This window comes from Streptomyces sp. NPDC002209, assembly GCF_042890265.1.
Lineage (GTDB): Bacteria > Actinomycetota > Actinomycetes > Streptomycetales > Streptomycetaceae > Streptomyces.
In genome coordinates this window covers 297,446-323,678 of sequence record NZ_JBIARX010000009.1, presented here as the reverse complement: position 1 = coordinate 323,678, position 26,233 = coordinate 297,446, and the positions used below count along the sequence as shown (strand labels likewise).

Here is a 26,233-nt window from a genome sequence, read left to right as displayed (position 1 = left end):
CTGCCCGCTGGGCATCAGTGACCGACAACGGCGGAATCTTCGGACCCGGACGACTCATACCGAACTAACGACCAACCTCAGACTCAGGACACTAGACCGTCTCTTCCGGATCTTGCCGGATCAGCCCGCGCCGTCCGGTGCCTCTACCGACTAGGCCAGTCGGGGGATGCGCTCCGGCCCGGCGTGTCCTTCCGTAGTCCGGTCAACGACTCGGTGTTGGCCTCCGTGGCACGCCACGGTCAGCGGACCAGACCGCCCAGGGGGACCTCGTCGGCCAGGGCGCGGAACTGTACGCAGTCCTGTACAACACCGAAACCGAGGTCGGCGTCACCAAGGCATTCCCCCTCGGCCGATGGGTCCACCCGCAGCGCAAAGCCCTGCGCGCCGAAGAGCTCAAGGAGTGGCGCAAGACCCTGCTGGACGCGCCGGAGGCCAGGATGGTCTGGGAGCCGGGAGAGGAAGCGTGGGAGGCCAAACTCGCCGCGCTGCGGTTGTACCGGCAGGCCACAGGGCACCTCGCTCCCCAGCAGGACGCGGTGTGGGGCAAGGACGACGAGATGGTGCCCGTAGGGCGGCACATGGCCAACCCTTCGGCAGGGCGTTGGTGACGTACCGGGCCTCGTGAACCACCACTGCGCGCATTCACAGTCAGGGCGGGAAGAGGTCGCGGGTGGTGCTGACACGATGAGATAGCGTCCCGGCACATGGCGGCCGAAGACAACGAAGAGCGAGAAGAGCACCAGGCGAGCGGAACTGCCGAGAAGGCTGCTGCTGGCGTGCGGCTCGTGGAGGACCTGGTTGCTCAGGTGCCCGGGTTCGAGGACTCCTACGAGTGCCACGTCTTCAACGACAACGGAGTGCTCCCGCACGTGTTCTTCTGGGACGTCGTCCAGGACACCGTGCGCTCGTATCTGGCGGAGGGCGACCCGGACGGTCCCAACTGGCGCCGGGTCCTCGCGTTCCTGGAAGAGGAGACGCAGCGTCGCGTGCCCGGGGCAATCGAGGTCATCGTGACGTCGTTCCTCTGCGACCTCCCGTACGAGGGCGAACCCGGGTACGGCGTCCAGGCGCATCTCGGGCCGGCCATGAAAGAGAGATACCTGCAGCTTCGACCCTGGTACAGGGCAGAGAACCCGGACACTACAGGGAAGCCGCGCGGCCAGTGACAACTCACTGCAGATTCGCTGGCTCTCAGCGCAGGTGGCGAAGCTCGCGCAGTCCGTAGTCCGGTGGCAGCCACCCTTTCGTCCGCCTCTCGATCGTCTTGCGCGTGTGAGGAGGCGGGACGGGCAGCCCTGCATCAGATCGGGTTCATCCCTGACCCGCGCAAGCCCGTAATGGGCGGTACACACAGGCCAGATGGTCTTCGTCGGCTCCCGCGCGGATGTGCTGGGGTCAACCTCTATGTCCGGCTATCGCGTACATAGAGGTGTCGGCGCGCTTGACAGGCTTGCCCACCGGTTCTGACCTGTACGAGCCTCCACGATCACCGGCCTTTCGGCCGAAGCACAGACCGCGCAAGGAAGTTCATCCCCTGACCGAGAACCACGCGCCACCACGCGACCCCGGGATGCTCTGCGGCGTCTCCGTCAGCATCGTGCTGGACATGGCCGAGAAGCTCGAGGAAGCCCGGGATCCCGTGCGCCTGGCCTGAGCGCGGCCACTGAAAGCGACGAGGCCCTGCTCGCCGTGATGGCGCGCGGGGTCTCGGCGGGTCGGCGGCTGCAGCCAGTGCAACGCGCCGCGGTCCTGGCGGGCGGCGCCGGAGGGGTTCTCGGCGTGCAACCGCCGTCGAACTCGAACTGGTCCTCGAGGTCGTTCGTCACGGCGGTGGAGGCGGCGTCGAGGACACCGGCGAACGCGTCGTGCGCTTCCGGCCTGCTTCGGCGCCTCCAAGACGTCGTCGTGGTCGGTACCGTGCCGGATCGCGTCGGCCAGGAGCCGCAGGGCGCCGGCCGCGGCCGCGGCCAGGGGCGAGGTCGGCCAGATGCCCGGCGTGACGGTCGTCCCGAGCGGTGGGCTTGACCGATCCAACGGGGTTCCCGGTCGGGTGCCGGGCGGCAGCTCCACGGACACGTAACCGGCGCCCCTCGCTCCGTCAAGTCCCGAGTTGTCGGAACGTGACGCCCCTGGGCCCTCTCAGGCCCACTGGACGTGCACGCCTCACCGGGACAAGGACGACCCGAGGCCGCGCGGTGGGGCGGAACCCCCAGCGAGGATGTCTTTCCCGCCGGAGCGCCGGCTGCCCCGGCACTGCGATCTGGGTCGGAACCGATCCCCGGCGGCGGAGTACCTGCATGCTGATGGTCGCCGCCGCGACCGCGCTGATCTCCGGGGGCGTCATCCTTCCGGCATCCGCCGCGGTGCCGTCCTTGAGCCACTCCACGGCCGCGGCCATCGTCACCAACGAGACCGCCGACCACGGCGACGATGGCCTCATGGGCGGCGGTGGTGGCGCCGCCGGTGACGCCGCTACCGACCGTAAGGGCGATGACAGCCTCCGGGCCCCCACGGCGGTGGCGACGTCACCACTGACAACGTCAACGCCGGTCACAACGACGGTAACCTCTTCTTCCCCTGGGATGACGTGGACTGGAACCGTTGGGGTCTTGATGAGCAGACCGTCGACGAGGAGTAATTCTGAGCACTCCAGGCCGACGGCAGGGACGGTCCGCCAGCTGCCGGGTCACAACGGCCCTCACCCGAGCGAAACCATGCCTGACCAGCAGGAACGAACAGCAGAACACCACCCTGACCTGCGCCTCAGTCCATGCGAAGCAGGACTCCCGCTGTCACTCACCCCACTGACACGAAACCGAGAGATCGTATGCACTCGCCGCACCTCGAGCCGATCCGTCTGTGAGCAGGCACGCCCATGACAGCCAGCCACCTGCGCGATTGGCGTCTGACGGCAGCAGCCTGGCCACCCCATGACAGTCATGATCACTACCGCTGTGCAACTTGAGCAGGCACAGCCGTCCCGTCCCGGCTGGCGCCCACCCAGTGCCACCACTGCGCGCATTCACAACAGATCACCGCTGCTAATCACCCCCGACCTCCGCGCCGAACTGCACGTGCCCGGGCTGCTGCGCGAGTAGGAGCCGGTCCTCAAGGGGCGCAGCAGGCCGGACAGAACCTCGGCGGAACCGGACCCTACGGGAGGCGCCGGATACACCGCGAAGCTGTGCGTCACCCTGCCCGACACGCTCACCGTGCAGTTGCTGCGCGGGGTGTACTGGATCAACCTCCCCCCATCTCCAAGCCCTCGAAGAATGGGGGGACCAGTACGGAACGGGCGAGCCAATCGAGGGAGGGCACCACGACGGTGTCGCCGCAGAGCGCATCGAGGCCACCAGGAAGCTGCTGACGACCAGGGCCTGTCCGGCGAATCATGTGACCTCCTCACGCTCGTGGCGTTAGGCACATGCAAGCGGGGCTGGCGGCGATCACCGCCAGCCCTTCAGCCACGAGCAGTGGAGGGCATGCAACGTGCTGACCGGTAACAGCTTCAGCAGCAATACATTCGCCATCGAGCTTGGCAAGTTCCAGGTCGAGACCGTCCAGGACGTCTCGGGACTCCAGCTGGAGCAGGACGTGGTGGAGACCCGGCAGGTCTCGGCGACCGGTGAGCTGATCGTTCGCAAGCAGCCGGGGGCGCGCAGTACCGGCGAGATCACCATCACCCGCGGTATGGATAAGAGCACCGCGTTCACCGACTGGATCAAGTCCACCCTGGTCAACGCCGACCTCGACGCTGCCCGCCAGAACATCACCATCGCGTTGAAGGATGCGGAGATGCAGACCGTCCGCCGCATTCACCTCAGCAACGCCTGGGCGTCTCGCTGGGAGGGTCCCCAGCTGGGAGCCGCCAACTCCGGGACCGCTACGGAGCAGGTGACGATCACCTACGAAGACATCACCGTCGAGTAGCGATGGTTTCCGTCCGGCGGATCAAGTCCGAAGCCATAGCCGGATCGAGGCGACCGTGGCGGTGCCGTGAAAGACGTAGGCTCGCTTTTCGCAGCGGGTTGCCACGGCTCGGAAGTTCTTGATCTCGTTGATGGTCCGCTCGACTTCGTTGCGTCGCTTGTATTGCTCTTCATCAAAGCCGGCGGGGTGGCCGCCCTGTTCCCGCGGCGTCTGCGGTTGGCCCGCTGGTCCCTCGGCTCGGGAATCGTGTGCTTGATGTAGCGTCTTCGCAGATAGCGGCGGTTGCGACGAGAGCTGTACGCCTTGTCGGCGCTGACGCGGTCCGGGCAGCTTCGGGGGCGCCCGCCATTTGGGGTGCGGCACCCGGATTCGTTCGAGGACATCCGCCGCCCGTGCCCGGGGCCCCCGCGCACGGGCGGCTGGTCCGTGCCGCCCACCGAGGCGCCTGCGGCGCCGCCCCGCTCCCCGGCCGACGCCAGCTCGGCTCTCGCCTTCACGGCAACCGCCGCCGCCCTCACCGTCGCAACCCCCGCCCACGCCGCGGTGTGGACGACGAGGCCGCCGGGGCTTGGGGAGGCTTCCGGTGGGGTGCCGGTGAGGACGTCGAGGGCCATCCCGATGATCCCGCGCTCCTCCGGGCCCTGCGCGTCCTGCTGGGCGGCGGCCGGGATGTGGCGCGTTGGCGAGGAGGCGTGGCGGCTCGGGCGGCCACTTCCACCAGACCTACCCCGGCACCGTCCCGGGCTGGGGCGGTGTCGTCGGAGGCGTCGTCAACGGTGTCGCCGGAAGCCTGGGCAGCTAAGGCCCCTCCAGCAGATGCCCACACGCCAGACACCGGAACAGGCGCTCCGGCTGAGGCAGGTACGAGGACGGGGTCTCTGCCGGGCACTGCGAGCAGTAGAGCGTCACGGGCATGGTCATGGTCATGGTCATGGGACAGCCTTCCGGTTGGCCCGCCTCTCAGTTGGCGGCCGCAGCCGTCCCTTCTTTGAAGCACGATGCGTCCTCGGCGGTCACGTCCGGACGCCTGGCAGCGGGGGACGGCGTTCCGACGGCAGCTTCCGCAGGGCCGGCGGGACGGTGCCCACCGCCCCCAAGGACACCTGCTTCATCGAAATCGACGAGAACCGCTTCGCCCCGGGCTGGTACACGGGCTGGGACGGGTCCTGGAACCTCGCGAAGAAAAACGACCGGGGAGCGGTGTACAAGCAGTTCGCGTACGCGGTGGTCCGCAAGGAATCGGGCGGGTACCAGGAGGGCTACACCGTGGACCTGGACCAGCTGCGCGACATCGCCGAGAACGTCAGCTGCGACGCCAAAGCCACGGCGGGCCTCGCCCCGTGCCTGGCGAGCCGACATCCGCATCTACGGCGAGCCGAACCGGCAGCTCACCGGCTGGATCAGGACCTGGAACGAAGTATCCGGCTTCACCGACATGGGCGGACGCTGGCACAAGAACCAGTGCGTGAAACTCACCGGCAGCGCAGCAAAATGGCAGGGCCGCACCTACTACGAGACCCCGCAATCAGGTTCCGGCGGCAGACACTACGACTGGATCCGCAACGACGAAATGCAGCTACAACGCAAGTAGCCAAGCCCACGCAGACAACTGGCAGGGCGCAGGCACGACAGCCCCCACGAACGGCCGGCGACGGGCGCCGCGGACCGGGCCGGAGGTCGCGGATGGGCGACGCGCCGATGCCGGTAGCCGCTCGCCTCATCACGCAGGCACGGGGCCCAGATCCGCGGCGTCCGTGCCCAGCACACCGGCCCCAAGGCCCGGGCCGCCAGAGCGACAGCGTCACCCGGCAGTCCGGGCCCGCCCATGCGAGTGGCTGCAACTGTTGGAGCACCCGCCAGACCCCAGGACCGGCAACGGGCGTCTTGCGTCCCGCTACGTCGGTGTGAGGAGTGTGAAGTCGGCGAAGTCGAACCCAGGTGTCACCACGCAGCTCACCAGGACCTCTTCATCGCCGGCGGGGCAGGCGCTTTGCCAGTGGCCTGCGGGAACGCACACCTCCAGCTCGGTGCCAGGACTGCGGTGCGATCCCAGGCGGTACTCGGTGACCGTGGTCGGTGTCGGCCCGGGCGGGCTGATGTACAGCGTGAGGGGGCCGCCGTCACGCCAGAGCCAGATCTCGTCGCTGGCCACCGTGTGCCACTGGGACCGTTCCCCCGGTGCCAGCAAGAAGTGGATCAGGGTGGCCGACGGCCGCTGACCGCGGCCGGCCGGATGCGCAACGGTGACGGGCGAGGTGTAGATCCTGCGGTACCAGCCCCCTTCGGGGTGGGGTTCCAGGTCGAGGGTGCGGGCGGTCTCGGGACGCGAACTCATCAGTGGCAGCCTCCGGTCGGAACGGCGCTCTCCGGGCTGGTGACCGAACTAGCGCTCGTCATAGCCATGGACGACCATTCTCGCCAGGCAGCGCACCCAGTGGTGCCGGCACTCCCCCACTCGGCAGGATGTTGTCTGGCGACTCGCAGCCAAAAGGGAACGGTCCGGCCCGGCCGCGGTGAACACGAACGCCCGATGGCCGTCCAGCCTCAGGCCGTACGCCACCCCCGCCCATAAGAGGTGCTGGCGGGGCCGTCAGGGCCAGCGCCAGGGCCGGCTGCGGCACCCTGGCGGCATGCGCCACCGGCCCCTGCCCCTGGTCCTCACCACACTGCTCGCGGCTTCCGAATATGTCACCATCCACCCGCCCCTACCCGGCCTACCAAGGCCTCCCCCGCCACCGCGGGTGTGGCCGACCGCAAGCAGCCCGCCGATGTGACTGAGCGCTTGAATTGGCGAGTTGAGCGTCCATTGGACAGTTCGGTCGGGTGGATGCCGGAGCCCGCTCGCCGCGCTCTACACCTCAGAGCATCCGCTCGGCCCTCGCAGCCCGAGCTCGCAGCGCATCGGCCTCCCCGTGCCGGCCCCAGACACCCAAGATCTGCGCTCGGTATTCCATCGCGTACCCGTCACCCAGCTCCTCGGCGCGCAGGAGCACCTGCATGGCGCGCTCCAGGTCACCACAGTCCCAGAAGGCTACGCCCAGCGCGGTGATCGGGAACGCCTCGTCCTGTGCAAGGATCACCGGCGCCCAGCGCTCGACACCAGCCGCATCACCACGCTCAAGTGCCTGCTTGACGAGGCCCAGCATGGCGTCTGGATCGCCGAGCGCTGCGGTCTTCTCCCAGATCACCTGCGCGCGGTTCGCGTCGCCGGCCACCGCGTGCAGCATGCCCAGGTTGAAGCCGGCAACCACGTTCCCGGCAGCCCATGCCCGACCCCACCAGTGCAGCGCGCCTTCCCGATCACCCTTCGCATGCAGGCCCACCGCCAAGTTTCCCATCGCCACATCGTCACCCAGCTCCGCCGCAACCGTCAGTTTGGCCAGTTCTTCGTCCGGCTCGGACCGCCGACGAAACCACCAAGCCATCAGCAACCCCTCCGGCAGCACAGCTGCACCGATGCGCGAAATACGGGCAAGCGAACGTCTCTCACCCGGAGATCATGCCAGCTCATGCCTTGGACAGCTCGGGCACGGGTGGTGGATCGCTGGGCCAACGAGGTCGACCTGGCCCTGCTCCTGGCGGACGCACTCGGTTACTCGTCCTGAGGGACGAAAGCCAACGATCGACGCCCAATTCTCTGCTCGCCAAGTGAAGTACTCACTCGCCAACCGAGGGGTTCTGACCGCGCTTCCGTGATCTCTACGCCAGACAGACGGCCCGCGTCCAATCTGGCTGGCCACCGCGCCGTCACCTGAGCGGGGCGGGGCTCTGTCGCCAAAAGCACTCGGGGTGGACGCCAGGCTGGGCCTCCACGGAGAAGCGGTCAGAGGCCATGACTGGTGTCGGGCCTGCGGACGTCACCGTCACAAGGTGTGGCCGGTCACCGGTCGATGACGGCCATGTTCCCTTCGCCGTGGCGCTCGCCAGCGGCCGGGGGTGAGGTTGTTCAGCCTTTCGACCTGCGCGTCGGTCAGCTCGATGGCGTCGGCAGCGGGGTTCTCCTCGACGCGGGCGACCCACTTGTTACCGGGAATGGGCGCGATGTCGTCGCCCTGGACGAGCAGCCAGGCCAGGGCGACACGAGCCCGCGCCGAAGCCGGCGGCCAGTTGATCTACCCGCTGCCTCAGGACCTGGCCGTCCAAACGCAGAGCGTGCTGCGCCACCTCCATGTCGCCCGGGAATCGCTCGGCGCACACATCGTTGGCCGACTGGGCGCGCTCGGCGTGGAGGTAGAGCGTCGCCCAGAGGGTCACACGCGGGATGGCTGAGTGCCCGACTGGCCCGGTCAGAGGTTCTCAATCAGCCACTCAGCGGCTGAAGCGCTCGTGCGCGGACTGCTTCGAGGTACCCAGAGCGCCCGCGATCCCCTCCCACGAGTAGTCGGTACGGGCCGCCTGGACGGCCTCGGCCTGCCAGGTGTCCGCCATCGACTTCAGCAGCGTCGCGGCGTGGACGACAGCCAGCGGGCGGGCCTCGTCGCCCTCGTACCGCGCCGGCCCAATCAGGGTGCCCACCGCATCGTTCAGCGCGACGTCCAAGCGCTGCACGTCCTCGGACAGGGTGCCGGTATCTACTCGCCGACTGCTCCGTCGATCGCTTCGCGCAGCAGGTCGGCGTGGCCGTTGTGACGCGCATACTCCTCGATCATGTGGGTGAGGACGTAGCGCAGTGAGATGGTCTCGCCGCGAAAGTCGACGGTGTCGTCGAGGGAATCGAAGGAAAATGCGACGGCGCGGGCACGGGCACACTCCTCGCGCCAAACTCCGAACGCCTCGCCGACATCGGCGTCCTCGACGTGGAACTCGGCGAACGTACCGTCGACCTCGCCGGGCCAAGGTGTCTTGACGTCCTCGGCGTTCACGATGAAGCGGAACCAGCTCCGCTCGACGGAGGCCGCGTGGCGCACCAGGCCCAGGAGCGTAAGTCCTGAGGTCGGAATCGCCTTCTGCTTGAGTTGTTCGCCGGTCAGGCCCGCGCACTTCATGGCCAGGGTGGCCCGCTGGTAGTCGAGGAACGAGGTGAGCGACGCACGGTCGTCGGCCACCTTCGAGGGGTGTATGCGCGGGTCATAGTTCACCAGGCGATCATGGCAAGAATGCGTTCCCCCAGGCCACTCCTGGTCCGAAGGGCGGACACCCGCGCCCAACCACCCCACCAACGCTGAGGTCGGAAACCAATTGCGGGACAACCTTTAAAGGGTGTTGCACAAGGCTGGCAACTGGGCATTTCCCTTGTATGGCTGCGGTGTTGAGTGCTGAGCGGATGTGGGTGGAGACGTTCACGGGGCTGCGCTCGACGCAGTTTTCGCGGTTGCTGAAGACTGTGCGGGAGCGTGGTGGCAACGGCACGATGCAGGGTCGGCCGTGGCGCCTGCCGCTGGCGGAGCGAGTGCTGCTGGTCGCGGTGTACTACCGGACGAATCTGACCATGCGGCAGCTGGGCTCGCTGTTTGGGGTTTCCTCGTCCACCGTGTGCCGGGTGATCCAACGTCTCGGGCCGCTGTTGGCGCTCGAGCCTGTCTCCCGTCCGGCCGACGCCGCAGACCGGCTGTGGATCGTTGACGGCACCCTGATCCCGGTCCGCGACCGAAAGCTCGGCGCGTCCAGCCGCAACTACCGCTTCTCCGCGAACGTGCAGGTCATCGTCGACGCCGACACCCGTCTCGTGATCGCAACGGCCCGACCGGCGCCAGGCACCACCGCAGACGCCCATGCCTGGCGCGCCTCCGGCCTGGCCCAGCAGTGCCAGGGCGTGACCGTCCTGGGCGACGGCGCCTACCTCAATTGCGGGATGGTCGTGCCGCACCGCAAACGCCCGCGCAGGCCCCTGCTGGCAGGCGAAGAAGCGGACAATGCCGCCCACCGCAAGGTGCGTGCCCGGGTGGAGCATGTGATCGGACGTATGAAGAACTACAAGATCCTCCGCGACTGCCGCCAGCACGGCGACGGCCTCCACCACGCCGTCCGGGCCGTCGCCCACATGCACAACCTCGCCCTCGCATCATGACCAGAAGACTGTGATCACGCGCTCTGACCTGCCCAAACACGGCCTTGTGCAACACCCTTTAGACGGGCCAATAGCTTGATCTTTAACCTCGCTGTTCCTTCAAATGGACGTGTTCGGTGAGGGTCTCTGCTCGTTTCAATGTCTTCCCAGGCTCGTGCCGCAGGGTTGGCCTGCGGCTTTTCGATCCGGGTGGGCGTCCGGGACCGGGCAGGGATGGTTGGGGCACGCCTGCGGGCTGGGTGGTCTTCGCGCGGAGGCGCCGGAACCCGCGGCGGACCCGGGCGGGAGTGGTCGGCGGGGTTCCGCAGGCCGTTCCCAGGGGCGTCGGAGGTCCTCGGCAAGTGGGCGGGCGAGGCGGAGCTGGGTGTGGGCAGCGATGATCAGCCAGGTCCACAGATCGGCCGTGCTCGGGTCGTGGACTTTCGGGACGGTCCAGCCGAGAGTCTGTTTGAAGAGGCGGAAGGTGTGCTCGACGTCGAAGCGCCGGAGGAACGCCTGCCATCTCAGGTCGATGTCCTGGCCCGTCATCCCAGTCTTCGAGGACCATGGCCAGACCGGTTTCGGATCGCGGTCACCTGGGAGGTGCTAGACCTCCAGCCGGATCAACGTGCCGTAAATCAAGGGGAGTTCACCGCAGTGATCGAGCCAGGGCCGCGGGCTTGCAGGCGTGGGTGCATGCGGTCCCAGGCAAGGGTCTCGGCCGCGCCGAGTGGGAAGTGGCGCTGATGGTGGTGTGGTCCGGGTTGTGCCAGGAGTCGGGTTTGGAGAACGTGAGGACACCGCCGTGCTTGCGGGGCTGCCCCCCGCGTGGGGTGGAGCGTCACGGGCCGGCGTCGCGGAGCATGACGCGGTCCGAGCGCAGGCGGCCGACCAGCTCGACGGGCAGGTCGGCCAGGACGTAAGCGAGGCGGGTGACGTCGTAGCCGGCATCCAGGGCGACGAGGATGTCCTGGTCTCCCGGCTTCCACTGGCCGGCCCGCAGCAGCCGGGTGGTGACGTCGCGGAGCTGGGAGGCGGTCACCACGGTGGCGTCGTCGGCCGGGCCCCGACGGACGGCGTCCAATACCGCGGTCCACGAGGTCCGTCCGGTTCCCAGGGCTGCGACAAAGGAGTAGGGCCAGCCGGGGATCATCTGGTCCGCGCTGCGGCCTCGCCCGTAGACGTGGCAGATCAGCAGGTCCGGGCTGGTAGGAGCGTCCGGACGCAGCCAGTTGCTCACATCGATCGCGAGGACGATCCGCCCGTCGGCAGCCCTCGGCAACGGCGTGGAGGCCAGCAGCCGCCGCAAGCGACGCGGCTCCAGCCAGCCGTGATTGACAGCGTCGTACATCGCTCCGTGCCCGCGCCGATGCTCGGCCGTCAACGTCAGCTCAGCCAGCGACTTGACCGGCCCGTCCGCACACAGCACCGCGTCAGCGAGCTCGAAGAGCGCATCCGCACGGGCGTACAGGCAGTCGTGGAACTCCACACGAAAGCGGGACAGGACACCCAACGCCTCGACGGCGGGAACATCAACAGGGAAACTCATCCTCAGCGACCGTTCCTCGACACTTCGTTACTCGACATCACGAAGCGTGGAGGGCGGCCGCGTCACGTGCCCCCGGAAACGGTAGATCTCAGCACGTCGGATGACAGGCGAGGTCAAAGATCAAGATTAGAAGTCGTTGCCATACCGATCACGGTGGGCGTGAGTTCGAGTGTGACTGCCCGGCCGGGTGATCTTTCGGCGGTCTGGGTATCAAGCCAAGGGTGATCGGCGAGCGAGGGGGCGGACTTCGAATGGGGGCAGCGGACGAGCAGGACCATCAGGACGGCGAAGGCTGGCTGACGAAGGCCGAAGTCCGGGAGATCTGGCCGCAGATCAGGCCGATCAGCATCACGGCCGTGGCGCGGGCCAACAGCGTACGTACCTCGGCTGCGCCCTCCCCGGACCTGACCAACGAGGCGACCTACCACGCGGCCGACGTACGCCACGTGGCCGCGCTGATCGCCCGGGGTGAGGCCGTTGTCGCGCCCTGGCAGCGCGCCGACTCCGACGCTGCACGCGACGACGCCACACCCGACCCACCGGTTCGGCAGCCCGTCGGTTGGGGGCCCGAGAACGTGCCGGGGCTGATCCTGCTGGCAATCATCCTGGGACTGATGCTCTGGGGCCTGACCGCTCCCGACAACCACGGCACAGTAACGGACTTCGTGCGCTGAGTGCGCTAACCAGCGGTTGCTCTAATCGAGCTGGTGATCGTGAGTTCGAGTCTGCCGACTCGGTCGGGCGATCTCCTGGTCGGCAGGGCATGAAAGTGGGGCCTCCCGTACAGCTCGTGGGTGTCGAATCCAGTCGAGCAACAGGAGGCCCCTGGTGCCGCAGTCTTCCGTCTCCGTGACATTGCCATCCAACTCCGGTCCGCTGTCGTGCGATTGCCTCGCTCAGCGGTTCGGGAACGCCGGGGACCGGCCGCCCAGGCGTCCGAGGTACCCCTCGGAAATGACCGACGCGGAGTGGGCAGTCGTATGCGACGCGATGCCCGCGCCCGTGCCCGCCTGGCTTGAGGGAAGGGGCGGGCAGCCGGAGAGCTACTGCCACCGGCAGCTGATCGACGCGGTGCGCTACCTGGTTGCGGGCGGCATTGCCTGGAGAGCAGTGCCTGCGGACTTCCCCGCATGGGACCGCGTCTACGCCTTCTTCCGGCGCTGGCGGGACAAGAGCCTGGTCGCCGAGTTCCACGACCGGCTGCGCGACGGGGTCCGCGAAGCGTCGGGCCGCGATCCGGAGCCGACCGCCGGGATCATCGATGCGCAGTCGGTGAAAGGGGCCGCGTCGGTGCCGGTTGCCAGCCGGGGGTTCGACGGCGGGAAGAAGGTGAACGGCTCCAAGAGGCACATCGGCGTGGACACCCTCGTGCTTCTGCTGGCCGTGATGGTCACCGCCGCATCCGTCACCGACCGCGAGGCCGGCTGGACGCTGCTGGAGCGGCTGCGGATGCGGCACTGGCGCATCTCGCTGGTGTGGGCCGACGGCGGCTACACCGGACGCCTGGTCGACCGCGCCCGCGATGTCCTGTGGATCGCGCTGCCGGTGGTCAGACGCATCGACGACGCCACGGGCTTCGTGGTGCTGCCGAAAAGGTGGCTGGCGGAACGGACGTTCGCATGGCTGATGCACTCACGCAGCCTGGTCCGCGACTACGAGACCCGCACCGACACCTCCGAGGCGGTGATCCGGTGGTCGATGAGCATGGTCATGAGCCGCCGGCTCGCCCGGCGAGCACGCTGAACGTCCCCGGACGTTCCTCGGCCATCCAGCCCCGCGCGGCCAGGCGCTTCACCTTCGACCGCGCTCCCTCCACCTTCGCCGCGACCACCTCCACACCCAAGTCCGCCGCGAGCTGCCGGCAGTCCATCTCCTCCCCGCTCCCCGCCAGGACTTCCACGAGCCGTTGGTAGTCCGGGGCCGGTGAGTCGAGAGCAAGCCCTTCCCTCCATGCGGGAACCACCGAGCCGGGCACCGCCCCGGCGACCCGCGCAGGCCGTTCACCGGCCACCCCGGCCAGCGACGCCTCCTCGCCCACAAGAGGTTCTGCCAGGACTTCGGCCACCGTCTGGCAGACGATCGAACCGCTCCCACGCGGCTTCCGCCTCCTGGAGCTCGGTCTGCAGGACCTCCACCCGCTGCCGAGCAGCACGCTCGCATCACCCGGCCGCCGCCCACACTGTTAGCGGACGCCTTGTACAGGGGTCGCGTCAATAAATTTCCAGGCCTGGTTCTCCCTCGCATGACAGGACCATTCCTGCAAATAGGTTCCTTTCGATGGCGCGGTTAGACTCGGGTTATGCGCGTCGAGGCATCGGAGCGCACCAGTTGACCGCCTGATCCTGAATCCGAACCCTTCCGGGTGGGGTTCGATCCTCCAGAACTGCGGGCCCTCCTCTGCACACTCATTTGTGTGAACGATCGCCTGTCCGTCTTTCCAGTGGTCGCTTCCTTCCAGGCACAGATCCGTGCTGCGCACCTGGATCTGGAACTGACCACCTGCACTGGGCAGGAAGCGGAACTGCTGATACTCCGCATTACGATCGGGCTCAAGGAAGACTCGGCCGTACTCGAAAGGCGCATTCACGACCAGATCTTGAGTGAACGCGCTCTGGATGTTCCACCATCCGTCACCGAAGTCCGGCGATCGCCGCGGCTCCGAAAACGGCGGACAGATCCCGCCCGGGAAGATGTCGCAATCCCCTGCCGAGGCACCAAAAGGCGCAAATACCAGGCCAAGTAGCGAAACACTAAGAGGCAAACCAATAAGGGTTCTTCGGCTCATTGCAACCAGCACCAGGCGTTCGACGTAGAAGTGCCAGGATGCGCAAGAGGGATTGGTCGACCGAAAAATACTACCGAGGCAAACAACCAGCGTGAATCGACGCACCCTGGGTGGAATGAGACCTGTCGGCTTTCCTCCCTGGAAGAAGGAAGGGCCCACCACTTCCACCGTATGGGGCCCATGTCAGCTCGCAACTCGACAGGTCTGGGGGGCTGGCGTCGTTTCCCATGGTGGGCTGTCTCCGAGTCAGTGGTCGTCCGTGGGCTCTACGTCGGCGGAGTACGAGACGTGGATGACCGCCGGCAGGACCTGGACGCGGTGCCCAGGCATCCCCGGGTGGCCGCGGCGGTTCGGTGGGCGTGGGTGCTGGGTGGCCGTGCGCGGAGGGCGGGCCGCGGACGCATCCACGCATGTCGGGCCCCGTGGTGTATCTCAACAGCCTCGCACCAGGAGCGACATGCCTGGACACTCGCCGTCGTGCTGGCGGAGGCATCACGCAAGAACGGCGAATACCAGACCGGCTCCTTGCTCAGGCGTTCACAGGCAGGGAACTGCCACCGGCACCACAGCGACCTTCAGGCCACCACCAGCCCGAATGTCGCCGCCGGCCCAGGCCCCGGCCGCCTGCCGCCGACAGGTCGCGGGCGCGAGCGCAGACCGGCCGGGGCGTATGAGGTGGTGGCCCCTATGCGCGGCCGTCGGCGGGAGGCGCGGCGGGCCGGATCCCGCATCCCGGACAGGCCCCTGGCCTGCGGGGCACGGCTGGGAGAATCGGCCGCAGGCCGCATGTCGCGCGGCCGGCGAGAATCGTGCTGGGTCCCTGCTGCCCGCCGAACTCCTCGACGACGTCGCAGCCGCCGGATACGCCCTCGAGGCCGGGGAGTTCGGGGAGTTCGGGGAGAACATCCTCACCCGCGGCCTCGACCTGCACGCACTGCCGGCCGGGACGCTCCTGCACCTCGGCGAGAAGACCGCCGTCCGCCTCACCGGCCTGTGTGACCCCTGCAAACGCATCAACGAGATCCGCCCCCGCCTCCTCAAGCAACTCCTCCACCGGGACACCGGCGGAGACATCGTCCGGCGGGCGGGCGGCAGGCCACCGTCGTCACCGGCGGCACCCTCCAGCCCGGCGCGGGTATCCGCGCCGAGCTGCCCGCCGGACTGCACACCCCGCTGCCACCGGCCTGACACAAACCAGCCACCCAGCCCACGCAGCGGACCGCCAGGGCACGTGACGTGGCGGCCGTCCAAGGCCCCTCGCGCCCGATGGCACTCGTGCAACGTAGCTGACACGCAACCCGGCCATAACGAGATCGAGGTCAGGGCGCAGCCCCTCCTCGTCCGCGGGGTTCACCCGGCCCGGACCCGGAACGGATGACCCGGTCCCGAGGCGGCCGCACGATCGGACTTTGGGGGTCCTAGGCGAACGCGGCGGCGAATCGGGAAAGGGAGATGCCGCCGCCCTTCTTGGCGAGGCGGGAGCCCATCTCGACCCAGTCGCCGGCGTTGTCGGCCATGCCCTGGGTGAAGTCGACGGCGGTGGCCGTGTTCCCGCCGGCTTCCGTCCCGGAGGCCAGCTTCAGCACGGTGGGCACCTGGGTGACCAGGCTGGCGGAGCCCTGGATCACCTTGCCGGCGAGGATGCCCTTCGTGGCGCTGGCGCCGACGAACTTGGCGCCCTTGGTGCCCAGGTAGCTGGAGATCTTCCCGGCGTCGGCGGTGGCGGAGCCCGCCGCGGCGAGGAAGGCCCGGCCACCGGAGCGGGCGGCCACACTCACCTTGCCGACCGTCTTCATGGCGAGTTTCCCGGCCTTCGCCGCCTTGCCGACCGCGCCGATCACCGGCAGAGCACCGAGTACGTCGGTGGCGAGTCCGGCGATCGTTTCGGCGTCCCAGTCTCCCTTGATCGCCGCGTCCACGGTGTGGGCAGCGAGTGAGCCGGCGGCCGCGACGAGGGCGATCGGCCCGGCGAGGGGGGTCAGGACCGGGATCATCGCGAGGACCCCGGCCACTGCTGAGACGATGCCCAGGACATCGCCGAAGATCCCCCAGAAGCTGCTGCCCTCGGCGGCAGCGGCCTCGGCGGCGGCCTTTGCCAGCAGGTACTCGAACTCCTGCCCCCGGGTGTCGATGACCCGGTCGAACTCGCGGTCCAGCAGCAGGGACTGCAGCTGGTACTCGGCCTGGACCGCGAGGACGAGGTCGACGAGATCACGCAGGTCGGCGTCCGGGATGCGCTTGGCGTCGTAGGAGTTGTCGGTCAGCCGCCAGTACTCGCAGCTGAAGGACATCCCGCCCCGGGCCAGCGAGGCAACGTAGCCGATACTGCGGGCGACCTCAGGGTCGTACAGGTCGATGATCGGCGCGGATCCCGGGCACATGGCGTACTCGATGCCGTCGAGCACTTCGCCATCCGCAGTCATGGCACCTCCGGCACCGCGCGTGGCGGGCATGGATGGCACCTCGGGCAGGCTGCCGCCGCCGAGGCCGGATCCGAGCAAGGCTCCGAGGCCGGGGTGATCGGCTTCGGCCTCAGCCCTGGCCGCCTCCCGCTCTTTCTGCCACTGGTCGTGCATCACCTGGTGCCTTTGCCAGGCACCTTCAGCCAGAGAGTCGGTGAACGCCTTGATCCGCTTCTTCGCCTCCGTGGAGGATTTCCACATGGCGGCGAGGTCCCCGTCCAGGCGCTTGAGCGCGGCGAGGATGCGGTCTTCCTGGTAGAGGTACATGCGGATCAGCTCGCTGATCCGGTAACGGTCCTCTTCACGCAGAGCATCCGCCTTCCAGCCCCAGACCTTCATCGAGATGCTCTCGTCGCGGGTGAACTGGTTGAGCTTGGAGTGGACGGCGGCGACGATCTGGTCGTCACCACCCGCCGCGTAGCCGAGGTTGTCCATCGGGAAGAGGCCATTGCCGTCGGCAATCGTGTACAGAACCGCCATGTGATCAGTCCTCCGGGTGGTAAGGGGGTGGGGGTCAGTCGGTGAACCTGATGGACTTGCAGACCTGGCCGACGATGTCGATGCAGGTGTCCCATTCGGCGGTGTTCTCGGTGGCGATGGAGAAGTCGGCCATCGCGAGCCGGCCCGGGATGGGGACGAAGACGTGCAGCTGGCGCACGGTGGTCGCCTTCGTGTCGTCGGTCAGCAGGTTGACGGGCTTGGGTACCTTGGTCTCCTCCGTCAGGAGCACGGCCGGCCCCGTGGTCATGTGAACCACGCCGACCTCGGCCTCCGGGTAGATCGCGCCCATCGTGCGGGCCAGGCGCCCCACCGTGTTCTCGTTGGAGAGCTCGCTGGGGCGGGCGGTGACCGTCAGCATGATCGAGCTGAACTTCGCCTTCGGGTTCTCCTTCGTCGGGCCGTAGAGAAGGATCCCCGCGTAGACGGCTCCGGCAGCCGAGAGCATCTCGTACATCGACTGCTGGGCCAGGACGGCATGCGCGATCTGCTCATCGGTCGGACGCGGGTCGAGCGAGATGAGTTCGTCGACGAGCTTGTCGGTGTTGTCCTTCGCGGAGAGGGCGAAATCGATGTCCCTGAAGACCTCCGGGACATCGAAACTCAGGGGCAGGTCCACGGTCGCGGTGGGCATGAAGAACTCCTTGATGAAAGAGGCGGCCGTGCAGGGGCCCACTCGGAAGGCGGAAGCCTCCGGCAGGGGAGCCCCACGCAAAGGCGCGGGGTTGGTTGATCCGACCCGGGCGGAGCTCGAGTCGCTGGCTGCGCTCCAGGGGGCGGAAGACGGTGGCGGCTCCGGCGTCGGCTGTGCAGGGCATCGGTTCCTGGCCTCCGCCGACGGCCGGCACCAGATCGTGCGCGAACGCGGGTTACCGGTAAGCCCGCGGTGGCGGCGCGGGATTCGGCTCGTCGCTCGCCACGGCCGAATCGGCCTGTGCAGCGTCAGGTACGGCGTCTGGGACGGCGGCCGACGAAGACAGAAACGGCCAGGAGGACGGCCCCGGGGACGTAGGCCCAGCGAGCGGGAAGAACGAGGGCCAGAACGAAGAACACAATGCCGGCTCCGGCGAGGCAGACTTTGACCAAGGCGGTACCGGCGCCGGACTGCGGGCGATCATTGGTCACCGGGGATACTCAGCCCTCCCCTTCCTCGGCCGCTGCCGGGATCATGTCGATCACCTCGAACAGAGGCTTCGGCGCCCCCACGCCAGGCGTCCCCGGGACAGCCGGCGGCCGGGCGTCAGCGTGCGCGGCAGGCACGGAGGAGAGGACGGGCAGGCAGGCGAGGGCGAGCGCGAGAAGACCGCGCTGCAGCAGCTTCTTGATCACAAACCTGATGTCTAACGGCCCGCTCCTCCCGGCGACAGGCTTCGGGACATCAACTCACCCGACTGGGCGGCCGGATTCACCGGATAAACGATCAGCCTCCAACCGGATGCCGCGCACCCCGTACCGGCGAGCAAGCGCCCGTATCGCGCCGGCCCTTGGGCCTGCGGCCTGCGGCCTGCGGGCAGCCGCTGCCACTGCCGGGTGAAATCGCTCTCGGTGAGGATGGCCGGCCTCGCAGCTTCTCTCACGGCATCAGCGGGTGCCGGGCTTCGGCCATGGCTGGTGTGTGCGGTACCTCCAGGCCTGCGGTCGGGCCGATGACGAATACGGCGGGCGGTGCGATTTCGTGGGCAGCGCAGTCCTGGGCGATGTCGGCAAGGGTGGAGCACAGTACGCGCTGGAAGCGGGTGGCCGCGTCCTGGACGACGAGTACGGGTGTGGCGGCGTCCCGGCCGGCTTGGATCAGCAGCTCGCTGCTCGTGGCGACGTGGGTGACGCCCATGAGGATCACGAGCGTGCCCTTGAGGCGGCCGAGGGCTGACCAGTCGACGAGGCCTGCGGCATGGTCGGGGGGTACGTGCCCGGACACGATGGTCACTTCCTGGGCCATGCCCCGCTGGGTCACCGGGATTCCGGCCAACGCCGGTGCCGCCAGCGCCCAAGCCGGGACCGGTTGCGCAGGGCCTTCGGCGTCGGACAGGCCACCGGCAGCCCGAACAGCCCCGCCGTCAGCCTGTCCCACTCCAGCCGGTAGCCGGCCTCGGGGAAGAGACACATCGCAAGCAGGAAATAGAGCCCGACCCTCGAGGGGAGATCACGCAGCCGTAGCTGCACTGACCGCGTCTCCGCCAGGACCGCGTCGACCGGCTCGTACGGCACGCCGGCAGTCAGCTCACCCAGATGCCCGGGCGCGAACCGGCCTGCCGCCACGGTGACCGTATGGGTGATGGCCATCGCGGGGGCCGGCGGGACCTGATGAGACGGCGACAGGGCTCCTCGGATACAGGCTGTCTTGGACGACTGCCCGTACCAACGAGCTCCGTTGCTCCACGTCAGGAATCCTTCAACGGGCTTGCGTGACCTGCGAAAACACCAACCACCCGGCCTTGGGGCAAGACCTCTCGGTCGCCTCGCTCCACCAGGCGCTCGCCGAGACCGAAGGTGCCGCGGCAGGCGCCGGCCTGGCGCTCCGGCCCAAGCCCGTCCACATCTGGCGGCCCGGGGACCCGTTCACCTCCGACGAGATCGACCTCCGCGGACGCCTCCAGGCCCAGCCCAGCTGGCCCTGCCCCGCCCGAAGGCGGGGGTGCCTTGACAGCCCAAGTGATTAGCCGCCATATTACTTGCATGACGAGAGACGGCATCGACGGCGAGGCGCCCACGCTGGACCAGGCCCGGCGGCAGGTCGAGCACTATGGCCTGGAGGTCGATCCGCAGGCGGTGCTGGTCGCGGTGCGGCTGATCTCGGCGGGCGCGAGGGTCGGCCGGGCGGCCGAGGCGCACTTTGCCAGGTTCGGCCTGTCGACGGGTCGCTACCGCCTGCTCGCCGACCTCGAAGACCACGGCGGGGAGAAATCCCCCTCGCGCCTTGCAGCCGACCTCAATGTCTCCAGGGCCACGATCACCGGCCTACTGGACGGGCTTGAGCGCGAGGGCCTGATCGCCCGCCGCCCGTCCACGGAGGACGGCCGGGGCACGGTGGCCATCCTGACCGCACGCGGAGCGCAGCGTTTGCGCGACATGGCGCCCGAGCATTTCGGGCGGCTCGAGGCGATGGTGGGCGGGCTTTCCTTCGAGGAGCGTGCGGTGTTCCTGGATCTGCTCGCCCGCGTCGTGCGGGGCAGTGCGGCTCTGGCCGTCGACTGACCCGACTCCCTACTGGTTTGCCCCTCCCTCCGGGTAGGGGCTCTTTTTCCGAGGTAATAGTTAGCCACCTAATTATATTGGGGCGGTGCAGGCTTGCCGCCCCCGCCACGCGCCTTCGCTCCCCTCACACGAACGAGAAAGAGGCCAGCATGCCCGCAACGAAGGACACAACCAGCCGAAACCAGGCAGCCTCCCGGCCATCCCGACCGTTCACGCTGTGGCGCGAGGTACTGACCGCCTACGCCGCCCCCGCGCTGATGGCAGGTACCGCCGGAGCCGTCACCGAGCAGCAGGACTTGGCCGTGGCCGCCTTCACCTCCATCGCCGGCACATCCGCCGTGGTGGCCTTCCTCGTCGGCACCTGGCTGCGGCACGGCGGGCAGCCCCGACGGTGGACCACCACCGCGCCGCGCGTCGCCCTGACCGCCGCACTCGTCATCGCCGCCGCCGGCGCGGCGGTCCTGCTGGGATGGTTCACCGCCCAATGGCTGCCCGCCCACACCCCGATACCCGCCACCCCGTGGCTGGAGCGCCTGCGCATCGACCTGCCCGTCTCCGCAGCCCTCGCCACCACCATCGTCACCCTGCGCTGGCGCAGCACCGCCACAGCATCCCCGGCGTAGCCCACCCCGGCACCGGGGCCACCCGCCCCCACGCGCCCAAGCCCGACCGAGCCACACCGGCAGCAACCGCCGCCGGGAAGTCACCAAGTCAAAGGGAATGAGCACACGATGATCGTTGTCATGGGAGCGACCGGAGCGACCGGGAACGCCCTGCTCCACAGCCTCCGCGCACTCGGCGCACCCGTCCGCGCACTGACCCGTACCCCGCACAGGCCGATCCCCGGCATGACCGGCTCACACCAACCGCCCGTCGAGGTTCAGTACGCCGACGCCACCGACCCCCACTCCCTGCGCACCGCCTTCAAGGGCGCCGGCCAACTCTTCCTCGCCATGGCCAACAGTCCCGCACAGGTCGAACTCGAAACCCGCGTCATCGACATCGCCGCCCACACCGGCATCGGACACATCGTCAAGATCTCCGCACCCGCCGCCGAACCCGACTCGCCGGTCGCCATCTCTCGCGGACACCACGCCGTCGAGGAACACCTGCGCGCCAGCGGCCTCGCCCACACCATCCTGCGCCCCTACGCCTTCATGCAGAACCTCCTGCGCCTGGCCCCCACCGTCACCCAGGGCGTCATCCTCGGCACGACGGGCAACGCGCCCTGCAACTACATCGACGCCCGCGACATCGGCGACGTCGCTGCCGCCACCCTCACCAGGCCCGACATCGCCCGCGGCACCTACACCCTGACCGGACCCGAAGCCGTCTCCTACCCCGAACTGGCCTCACGACTGACCACCCTGACCGGCAATCAGGTCGACTACGTCAACCTCACCCCGGACGAACTGCACGACGACCTCGTCCACAACGCCCACATGCCCACCTGGCTCGCCGACCACGTGACGGAGATCCAGCAACTCGCCATTGCCCGACCCGAAACCCCCACCACCACCGTCAACGACATCCTCGGCCGCCCGCCCCGCACCCTCGACGCCTTCCTGCACGAACACCACGCCCACTTCCGCCGGTAAGGCAACCCGGCAACGCCGGGCTGTGAGCGACCAGAGGTCGGCTGATCGTCAGCTTGGAGCTCACGGTCGGGCTGGACCAGGTCCCACATCCAGACCGCCGCGGTCGCAGATGCATCGTGTGTGGCTGGCGGGCATTCCGGCGGCTACTGGTCGCCTACTCCGGCGCAGCGCAGGGAGCGTGGGCCGCAGGGACGGATGACCTGCTCAGGTGCGGCCGGTCCCGCGCGGCGACCGCGCCGATCGGGCCGGCGGCACGGAGTACCACGTCGAGGACTCGGTCCGGTTCGGCGGCGTAGCAGTGCGCGAACCAGGGCATGTTGGCCTCGACGACCGCCCAGCCTCCGTCGGCGAGCCGGCCGATGTCCAGGCACACCGCGCTGGGCAGACCGGCGGCCGTGGCTTCGAGGACGGTGCGGCCGAAGGCACGGCTGTCGGCGTCCAGCGGCGCCGGGTCGAGGTGTCCGTGGACGGCGTACCGGCTTCCGGTGACGACTTCGCCGTCGAGGACGAACAACCGGTACTCGGCGGTGAACTCGACCACCCCGCTCACCAGGACCGGTGTGAAGCCGTCGAGCCCGCCCGGCAGTGCCGTCCCGTCCTCGTATACGGCGGCGGGCAGCAGATCGATCTTGGCCGAGGGCGGCTTCACGAAGGCCCGCTCCCGCAGAGTCCGGGCCTCGGCGAGGGTGGTAAGCCGTACGGAGCGCCGCAGGAGAGAGTGCGGTAGGTGCGTCAGCCAGTCGTCGGCCGGTTCGAGCAGCCCAAGGCCCAAGGGGCCCACGAGGCGTGCTGCCGCGAGGGGGCCTCCGTACCAGTACGCCCGGCGCCCGACGGCGAGCTCCGCCCGCTCGGCCACGTCGTAGCCGCGCCACGCCGCTGCCTGCGCGATGAGTTCAGCGGTCGAGGTGCGCGGCGCGGACAGCAGAAGAACGGGCAGGGTGCGGGCTTCCATCCCAGTAAGCCTAACGAACCCCGCCACCGGGCGAACACGCTCTCCAAGACGGGCGCCAGCTCATAAGTGTGACGACTGCGCAGTTTCACTGCCCGGCGACATCGCCGCCCGCGCTCACCTCGGCATGGACTGGGCACGGTAGGCAGTGCCGACCGGATCCTGGTGCTCTCCTTGACGGCAGACGAAACATCCAGCGAGGTGGAGTCCGGCGAGGATCTGCAAGGAACGCCTAGTCCCGCGGGGCCAGGGAGCGCACGACGTCGAATTCGTTGCCCTCGGGGTCGGCCATGACCACCCAGCTCCGGCCCGGTCCCTGGCCCACGTCCACCCTGGTGGCGCCGAGGGCGAGCAGCCTGGTCACCTCGTCCTCGGTGCTGGCGTCGATCGGGCTGACGTCGAGGTGCAGCCGGTTCTTCACGGCCTTGCCCTCCGGCACCCGGACGAACATCAGGGTGGGCGGCATCTGACGGGCCTGGACATCCTCGATGGTCGGCACCCAGGAGCCGATCTCGACGCTGTCCTCGCCCCGGTCGATCACCTTGAAGTCCAGGACCTCGCACCAGAAGGTGGCGAGCCGCTCCGGGTCGTGGCAGTCGATGGTCAGCTCGGTGAACCTACTTGTCATAGCTCTCCCAGGTAGTACGAACCGGGCTCAGAGTAGGCCGCCCGCCCGGCAGATCCGAGATCTTTTTGAACAGGAACACCGGACGGGCTTGATCCAGAGGAAACAGCCTAGTCACAAGAGCATCCCCACATACCAACTACGGGGACCAGATGCTGTCTTACAGCTCGACGGTGGTGCCGGGCTCGAGGCGGTCGATCGGGGTGCCGGTCAGGCCCTTCTCGCCGAGGAGGCTGGCGGTGGAGTGCTGGCCGAGGTCACTGAGCATGAGTTCGTGGATCTGGATGATGCGCTCGGGCTTGACGGTGCGGACGTAGTCGGCGGCTTCGCCGAGCTTTGTCCATGGGCCGCTGGTCGGCAGCAGGAGGGTGCGTACGGGAGCGTCGGGCGCGAAGTAGGCGTCGCCGGGGTGGTAGACGGCTCCGTTGTCGAGGAGGTAGCCGATGTTGTCGGGGCGCGGGATGTCGGCGTGGATCAGCGCGTGGCGGTGGCCGTGGACGGTGGCGGTGATGGAACCGACGCTGAAGGTGTCGCCCGCGGCGACGGCGTGGACGCGGCCGTCGTGGCTGCCGAGGGCGGCTGCGACCGCGGCTGTGCCGTAGACCTGCAGCCCGGGCTGGGCTTCGAGAGCCGCGGCGACGAGCTCTTCGTCGAAGTGGTCGAAGTGGTCGTGGGTGACCAGGACGGCATGAGCCTGGGTGACGGCTTCTGCCGCGTCCGGGGTGAGGGTGCCGGGGTCGATGACCAGGCGGGTGCCGTCCTTCTCGAGTGTGATGCAGGCATGGGAGTGCTTGGTGAGCTTCACAGAGGGTCCTTTCCGAGCCGCCCGAATATCTACAACCAAACTGTACAACATGGTTGTAGATGGCGCGCCGTAGCGTCGGCCGTGACTCGACCCCACGCCCCCGCTCTTCGCTACGGCAGGGGCTGGCGGCCACTCCCGCGGCACCAAGCGAACAATGTAGCCAAGGTGTACAGTTTGGTTGATGGGTGTGGGTAAGCTGGAATCATGGACGAGAATCAGCTGGCCGAAGAACTTCGTCTGACCATCGGACGGCTCGTACGTACTGTGCGCACTGCAGACACGATGCCGCCCGGCGAGGCCGCCGTCCTGGGGTACCTGGACCGCAGCGGCCCGCTGACCACCGCCGATATCGCACAACAGCGGGGAGTCAGCCACCAGTCGGCTGCCAAGGCGGTCAAAGAACTCCTGGCTCAGGGCCTCCTGCACGCCGAGGCGCACCCCAGCGACGGGCGCAAGCTGTTGCTCCACCTCACGCCGACGGGAAGCGGCCGTCTGGCCGAGGAGCGCCGAAGGCGTGCGGACTGGCTCGGCACCGCGATCAACGATGTCCTCAGTTCCGATGAACGAAAGACGCTTGAGGCGGCGCTGCCTCTGCTATCACGCTTGACCACACACTTGAATGGCAAATAGCCCAGGGACTGTCGTTCGGGTCATCGCGGGCTGTGCATTGCGAAGTTGCAGGTCACCGCGAGACTTCACGCTCGCCGCGCACCGCAACTTGAAGGACAGGGCTTCGGCGCCGTCGGATGGTGACCGGTTCATGAGTGTCAGTCCCGCGTGTGGTGCGCTACTCGATCAACAGGGGTGTCGTAGATGTAGACCCGGCGGTGTGAGCTGCCGCTGGGGAGCGGCCGTGCACCTTCGGCCTGTACGCCGACGCGCTTACGGGTGACGCCCTGGCGGCCACCTGACGGAGGCCCGTACGACCGGCTGCTGTGCCCCTTCAGCGTGCGCTCCATCCCACGGGCCTGGGTGGAAATATGGCGGCCCGGCAGGGTGATCGTCACCCCCCTACGGCACGCAGAACAGCAGCCGCGCCGCAGCCCGCCTCACCCTTCAAGTCGGCCGGGGAACTGCGCCAGACGAGCCACTCCAAGGCCCGCGCACCCCTGATCGGCGGCGTCTTGGACGAGTAAGCCCGGTACCTGTGACGAACCGGTGACGCCGACGCCGCCGTCCGTGTCTCCCTTCCTGGTAATTTGGCACACTCTTTCGATCAATTCGCGCTCCACTGGGGGACTTCTCGTGCACAAGAACCTGCGTCACAGCCTCATCGCCACCGCCGGCATCGCGGCCGCCCTGGCCCTCACGGCATGCGGCAGCGACTCCGGCAGCGACAAGGCCGCCACCTCGAAGGACCCGAAGCCGGCCGCGACGCCGAGCAGTCCGTCGGCCGCGTCCAGCTCCGGTGTCGGCACCGACGCCAAGGGCGGCAGTGTGGAGGGCGGCTGGATCTCGATGGCGAATCCGTCGAAGCCCGTTGTCCTGACCGTCAAGGGCAAGACCGCCGTGGTCGTCGAGGGCGCTTCCGGTCTGACCTGCCAGGGCACCACCGACGGCAAGTCCTTCGACCTCAAGTGCCCGGCGGGCGCACTGCACGCGAAGGGCCAGGTCGCCTCCGTGGGTGCGGCCGAGCTGAAGGTCACCTGGCAGGAAGTCGGCACCGAGACCTACCAGAAGAGCGAGCCGGGCAAGCTTCCCACGGGCCTCCCCACTGTCATCCCGAAGCCCTGACTCATCCCGTACGGTCCCGCGCCTCGGGCGGTCGGGACCGTACGGTGGCGGTGTGCAGCCCACAGGGGGACGACGGGCTATACCGACGCCGGAGCGGCACGCTCGTCCACCCAGAGG

General features: G+C 68.4%; 27 protein-coding genes and 4 pseudogenes. 14 read left to right on the top strand and 17 right to left on the bottom strand.

From position 1 onward, the window contains the following. Positions 1-287: 287 nt before the first annotated feature. The 3 genes and pseudogenes from ACFYXK_RS20610 to ACFYXK_RS20600 form a co-directional block, all read left to right on the top strand. Positions 288-587, top strand: a pseudogene (locus ACFYXK_RS20610) (helicase); the annotation flags it as partial. Between the two features lie 117 nt (positions 588-704). Beyond that, positions 705-1,166, top strand: coding sequence for a hypothetical protein (locus ACFYXK_RS20605; RefSeq protein ID WP_389412422.1), 462 nt, complete (start codon positions 705-707; stop codon positions 1,164-1,166). A gap of 2,323 nt (positions 1,167-3,489) precedes the next feature. After that, positions 3,490-3,930, top strand: coding sequence for a phage tail protein (locus ACFYXK_RS20600; protein WP_389412421.1), 441 nt, complete (start codon positions 3,490-3,492; stop codon positions 3,928-3,930). A gap of 21 nt (positions 3,931-3,951) precedes the next feature. Here the strand turns inward: ACFYXK_RS20600 and ACFYXK_RS20595 are convergent. Further along, a pseudogene (locus ACFYXK_RS20595) lies at positions 3,952-4,533 on the bottom strand (transposase); the annotation flags it as partial. Positions 4,534-4,609: 76 nt separating this feature from the next. Here ACFYXK_RS20595 and ACFYXK_RS20590 point away from each other — a divergent pair. Both ACFYXK_RS20590 and ACFYXK_RS20585 read left to right on the top strand, forming a co-directional pair. Further along, a complete protein-coding gene (locus ACFYXK_RS20590; RefSeq protein ID WP_389412420.1) occupies positions 4,610-4,732 on the top strand; it encodes a hypothetical protein in 123 nt (40 codons plus the stop codon). A 663-nt stretch (positions 4,733-5,395) separates the two neighbouring features. After that, a complete protein-coding gene (locus tag ACFYXK_RS20585) occupies positions 5,396-5,521 on the top strand; it encodes a hypothetical protein (protein WP_389412419.1) in 126 nt (41 codons plus the stop codon). Positions 5,522-5,824: 303 nt separating this feature from the next. On the opposite strand, the gene ACFYXK_RS20580 is transcribed toward ACFYXK_RS20585, so the two are convergent. The 5 genes and pseudogenes from ACFYXK_RS20580 to ACFYXK_RS20560 form a co-directional block, all read right to left on the bottom strand. Then, the gene (locus ACFYXK_RS20580) at positions 5,825-6,265 is read right to left on the bottom strand and encodes a cupin domain-containing protein (protein ID WP_389412418.1); all 441 of its coding nucleotides are present in this window, start codon (positions 6,263-6,265) and stop codon (positions 5,825-5,827) included. Between the two features lie 523 nt (positions 6,266-6,788). Then, positions 6,789-7,355 carry a hypothetical protein gene (locus ACFYXK_RS20575; RefSeq protein WP_389412417.1) on the bottom strand — a complete coding sequence of 189 codons (567 nt, stop codon included), beginning with the start codon at positions 7,353-7,355 and terminating at the stop codon, positions 6,789-6,791. Between the two features lie 455 nt (positions 7,356-7,810). Further along, a pseudogene (locus tag ACFYXK_RS20570) lies at positions 7,811-8,015 on the bottom strand (aldo/keto reductase); the annotation flags it as partial. A gap of 223 nt (positions 8,016-8,238) precedes the next feature. Further along, positions 8,239-8,478: a hypothetical protein gene (locus tag ACFYXK_RS20565; protein WP_389412416.1), complete on the bottom strand. Its 240-nt coding sequence runs from the start codon at positions 8,476-8,478 to the stop codon at positions 8,239-8,241. 23 nt (positions 8,479-8,501) lie between these two features. Continuing rightward, positions 8,502-9,008, bottom strand: coding sequence for a DinB family protein (locus ACFYXK_RS20560; protein ID WP_389412415.1), 507 nt, complete (start codon positions 9,006-9,008; stop codon positions 8,502-8,504). A 158-nt stretch (positions 9,009-9,166) separates the two neighbouring features. Here ACFYXK_RS20560 and ACFYXK_RS20555 point away from each other — a divergent pair, with 158 nt between their 5' ends. Next, a complete protein-coding gene (locus ACFYXK_RS20555; protein WP_389412414.1) occupies positions 9,167-9,937 on the top strand; it encodes a transposase family protein in 771 nt (256 codons plus the stop codon). 82 nt (positions 9,938-10,019) lie between these two features. Here ACFYXK_RS20555 and ACFYXK_RS20550 read toward each other — a convergent pair. Further along, positions 10,020-11,465 (bottom strand): annotated as a pseudogene (locus tag ACFYXK_RS20550) (NF041680 family putative transposase). 251 nt (positions 11,466-11,716) lie between these two features. Between ACFYXK_RS20550 and ACFYXK_RS20545 the strand changes: the two are divergent. Together ACFYXK_RS20545 and ACFYXK_RS20540 are read left to right on the top strand one after the other, a co-directional pair. Beyond that, on the top strand, positions 11,717-12,139 hold the full coding sequence (locus tag ACFYXK_RS20545) for a hypothetical protein (protein WP_389412413.1): 423 nt from the start codon (positions 11,717-11,719) through the stop codon (positions 12,137-12,139). 280 nt (positions 12,140-12,419) lie between these two features. Beyond that, positions 12,420-13,208, top strand: a complete 789-nt coding sequence (locus ACFYXK_RS20540) for an IS5 family transposase (protein ID WP_389412412.1) — start codon at positions 12,420-12,422, stop codon at positions 13,206-13,208. On the opposite strand, the gene ACFYXK_RS20535 is transcribed toward ACFYXK_RS20540, so the two are convergent. Together ACFYXK_RS20535 and ACFYXK_RS20530 are read right to left on the bottom strand one after the other, a co-directional pair. Beyond that, positions 13,174-13,530: a hypothetical protein gene (locus ACFYXK_RS20535; protein WP_389412411.1), complete on the bottom strand. Its 357-nt coding sequence runs from the start codon at positions 13,528-13,530 to the stop codon at positions 13,174-13,176. The two genes, ACFYXK_RS20540 and ACFYXK_RS20535, sit on opposite strands and share 35 nt — an antisense overlap. Positions 13,531-13,647: 117 nt before the next feature. Then, the gene (locus ACFYXK_RS20530) at positions 13,648-14,409 is read right to left on the bottom strand and encodes an RICIN domain-containing protein (RefSeq protein ID WP_389412410.1); all 762 of its coding nucleotides are present in this window, start codon (positions 14,407-14,409) and stop codon (positions 13,648-13,650) included. On the opposite strand from ACFYXK_RS20530, the gene ACFYXK_RS20525 reads away from it, so the two are divergent. Continuing rightward, the gene (locus ACFYXK_RS20525; RefSeq protein ID WP_389412409.1) at positions 14,366-15,628 is read left to right on the top strand and encodes an MOSC domain-containing protein; all 1,263 of its coding nucleotides are present in this window, start codon (positions 14,366-14,368) and stop codon (positions 15,626-15,628) included. The genes ACFYXK_RS20530 and ACFYXK_RS20525 overlap by 44 nt on opposite strands. Positions 15,629-15,668: 40 nt before the next feature. Here the strand turns inward: ACFYXK_RS20525 and ACFYXK_RS20520 are convergent, their stop codons facing one another. From ACFYXK_RS20520 to ACFYXK_RS20500, 5 genes are all read right to left on the bottom strand, one after another. Continuing rightward, positions 15,669-17,192: a hypothetical protein gene (locus tag ACFYXK_RS20520; protein ID WP_389412408.1), complete on the bottom strand. Its 1,524-nt coding sequence runs from the start codon at positions 17,190-17,192 to the stop codon at positions 15,669-15,671. Positions 17,193-17,226: 34 nt separating this feature from the next. Beyond that, on the bottom strand, positions 17,227-17,844 hold the full coding sequence (locus tag ACFYXK_RS20515; protein WP_389412407.1) for a hypothetical protein: 618 nt from the start codon (positions 17,842-17,844) through the stop codon (positions 17,227-17,229). Positions 17,845-18,344: 500 nt separating this feature from the next. Then, positions 18,345-18,539 carry a hypothetical protein gene (locus tag ACFYXK_RS20510; RefSeq protein ID WP_389412406.1) on the bottom strand — a complete coding sequence of 65 codons (195 nt, stop codon included), beginning with the start codon at positions 18,537-18,539 and terminating at the stop codon, positions 18,345-18,347. Positions 18,540-18,783: 244 nt separating this feature from the next. Then, entirely contained in the window at positions 18,784-19,149 is a 366-nt protein-coding gene (locus tag ACFYXK_RS20505) for an SAM-dependent methyltransferase (RefSeq protein WP_389412405.1), read from the bottom strand. 11 nt (positions 19,150-19,160) lie between these two features. Continuing rightward, the gene (locus ACFYXK_RS20500) at positions 19,161-19,493 is read right to left on the bottom strand and encodes a transposase domain-containing protein (RefSeq protein WP_389412404.1); all 333 of its coding nucleotides are present in this window, start codon (positions 19,491-19,493) and stop codon (positions 19,161-19,163) included. A 393-nt stretch (positions 19,494-19,886) separates the two neighbouring features. On the opposite strand from ACFYXK_RS20500, the gene ACFYXK_RS20495 reads away from it, so the two are divergent. From ACFYXK_RS20495 to ACFYXK_RS20485, 3 genes are all read left to right on the top strand, one after another. Continuing rightward, positions 19,887-20,405: a MarR family winged helix-turn-helix transcriptional regulator gene (locus ACFYXK_RS20495; protein ID WP_389412403.1), complete on the top strand. Its 519-nt coding sequence runs from the start codon at positions 19,887-19,889 to the stop codon at positions 20,403-20,405. Positions 20,406-20,554: 149 nt separating this feature from the next. Then, complete coding sequence (locus tag ACFYXK_RS20490) at positions 20,555-21,028, top strand: hypothetical protein (protein WP_389412402.1); 474 nt, start codon at positions 20,555-20,557, stop codon at positions 21,026-21,028. Between the two features lie 120 nt (positions 21,029-21,148). Next, positions 21,149-22,003 carry an NmrA family NAD(P)-binding protein gene (locus tag ACFYXK_RS20485; protein ID WP_389412401.1) on the top strand — a complete coding sequence of 285 codons (855 nt, stop codon included), beginning with the start codon at positions 21,149-21,151 and terminating at the stop codon, positions 22,001-22,003. Positions 22,004-22,157: 154 nt separating this feature from the next. On the opposite strand, the gene ACFYXK_RS20480 is transcribed toward ACFYXK_RS20485, so the two are convergent. The 3 genes from ACFYXK_RS20480 to ACFYXK_RS20470 all read right to left on the bottom strand — a co-directional run bounded on the left by ACFYXK_RS20480 (position 22,158) and on the right by ACFYXK_RS20470 (position 24,382). Further along, positions 22,158-22,955 carry an ATP-grasp domain-containing protein gene (locus ACFYXK_RS20480; protein ID WP_389412400.1) on the bottom strand — a complete coding sequence of 266 codons (798 nt, stop codon included), beginning with the start codon at positions 22,953-22,955 and terminating at the stop codon, positions 22,158-22,160. Positions 22,956-23,184: 229 nt separating this feature from the next. Beyond that, positions 23,185-23,580, bottom strand: coding sequence for a VOC family protein (locus ACFYXK_RS20475; protein ID WP_389412399.1), 396 nt, complete (start codon positions 23,578-23,580; stop codon positions 23,185-23,187). Between the two features lie 157 nt (positions 23,581-23,737). Continuing rightward, positions 23,738-24,382, bottom strand: coding sequence for an MBL fold metallo-hydrolase (locus tag ACFYXK_RS20470; RefSeq protein ID WP_389412398.1), 645 nt, complete (start codon positions 24,380-24,382; stop codon positions 23,738-23,740). 204 nt (positions 24,383-24,586) lie between these two features. On the opposite strand from ACFYXK_RS20470, the gene ACFYXK_RS20465 reads away from it, so the two are divergent. Both ACFYXK_RS20465 and ACFYXK_RS20460 read left to right on the top strand, forming a co-directional pair. After that, positions 24,587-25,012 carry a MarR family winged helix-turn-helix transcriptional regulator gene (locus ACFYXK_RS20465; RefSeq protein ID WP_389412397.1) on the top strand — a complete coding sequence of 142 codons (426 nt, stop codon included), beginning with the start codon at positions 24,587-24,589 and terminating at the stop codon, positions 25,010-25,012. Between the two features lie 615 nt (positions 25,013-25,627). Next, positions 25,628-26,116, top strand: a complete 489-nt coding sequence (locus tag ACFYXK_RS20460; RefSeq protein ID WP_389412396.1) for a hypothetical protein — start codon at positions 25,628-25,630, stop codon at positions 26,114-26,116. The last annotated feature ends 117 nt before the right edge of the window (positions 26,117-26,233 follow it).

Excerpts from the sequence above, each read along its gene's own strand:
- ACFYXK_RS20520 (WP_389412408.1), bottom strand. The coding sequence starts at position 17,192 with ATGGCGGTTCTGTACACGATTGCCGACGGCAATGGCCTCTTCCCGATG.
- ACFYXK_RS20480 (WP_389412400.1), bottom strand. The coding sequence starts at position 22,955 with ATGGAAGCCCGCACCCTGCCCGTTCTTCTGCTGTCCGCGCCGCGCACC.
- ACFYXK_RS20555 (WP_389412414.1), top strand. The coding sequence starts at position 9,167 with ATGGCTGCGGTGTTGAGTGCTGAGCGGATGTGGGTGGAGACGTTCACG.
- ACFYXK_RS20575 (WP_389412417.1), bottom strand. The coding sequence starts at position 7,355 with ATGGCTTGGTGGTTTCGTCGGCGGTCCGAGCCGGACGAAGAACTGGCC.
- ACFYXK_RS20545 (WP_389412413.1), top strand. The coding sequence starts at position 11,717 with ATGGGGGCAGCGGACGAGCAGGACCATCAGGACGGCGAAGGCTGGCTG.
- ACFYXK_RS20500 (WP_389412404.1), bottom strand. The coding sequence starts at position 19,493 with ATGGCCATCACCCATACGGTCACCGTGGCGGCAGGCCGGTTCGCGCCC.
- ACFYXK_RS20485 (WP_389412401.1), top strand. The coding sequence starts at position 21,149 with ATGGGAGCGACCGGAGCGACCGGGAACGCCCTGCTCCACAGCCTCCGC.
- ACFYXK_RS20505 (WP_389412405.1), bottom strand. The coding sequence starts at position 19,149 with ATGGCCCAGGAAGTGACCATCGTGTCCGGGCACGTACCCCCCGACCAT.
- ACFYXK_RS20605 (WP_389412422.1), top strand. The coding sequence starts at position 705 with ATGGCGGCCGAAGACAACGAAGAGCGAGAAGAGCACCAGGCGAGCGGA.
- ACFYXK_RS20475 (WP_389412399.1), bottom strand. The coding sequence starts at position 23,580 with ATGACAAGTAGGTTCACCGAGCTGACCATCGACTGCCACGACCCGGAG.
- ACFYXK_RS20515 (WP_389412407.1), bottom strand. The coding sequence starts at position 17,844 with ATGCCCACCGCGACCGTGGACCTGCCCCTGAGTTTCGATGTCCCGGAG.
- ACFYXK_RS20580 (WP_389412418.1), bottom strand. The coding sequence starts at position 6,265 with ATGAGTTCGCGTCCCGAGACCGCCCGCACCCTCGACCTGGAACCCCAC.
- ACFYXK_RS20490 (WP_389412402.1), top strand. The coding sequence starts at position 20,555 with ATGCCCGCAACGAAGGACACAACCAGCCGAAACCAGGCAGCCTCCCGG.
- ACFYXK_RS20540 (WP_389412412.1), top strand. The coding sequence starts at position 12,420 with ATGACCGACGCGGAGTGGGCAGTCGTATGCGACGCGATGCCCGCGCCC.
- ACFYXK_RS20495 (WP_389412403.1), top strand. The coding sequence starts at position 19,887 with ATGACGAGAGACGGCATCGACGGCGAGGCGCCCACGCTGGACCAGGCC.
- ACFYXK_RS20465 (WP_389412397.1), top strand. The coding sequence starts at position 24,587 with ATGGACGAGAATCAGCTGGCCGAAGAACTTCGTCTGACCATCGGACGG.
- ACFYXK_RS20525 (WP_389412409.1), top strand. The coding sequence starts at position 14,366 with ATGAGACCTGTCGGCTTTCCTCCCTGGAAGAAGGAAGGGCCCACCACT.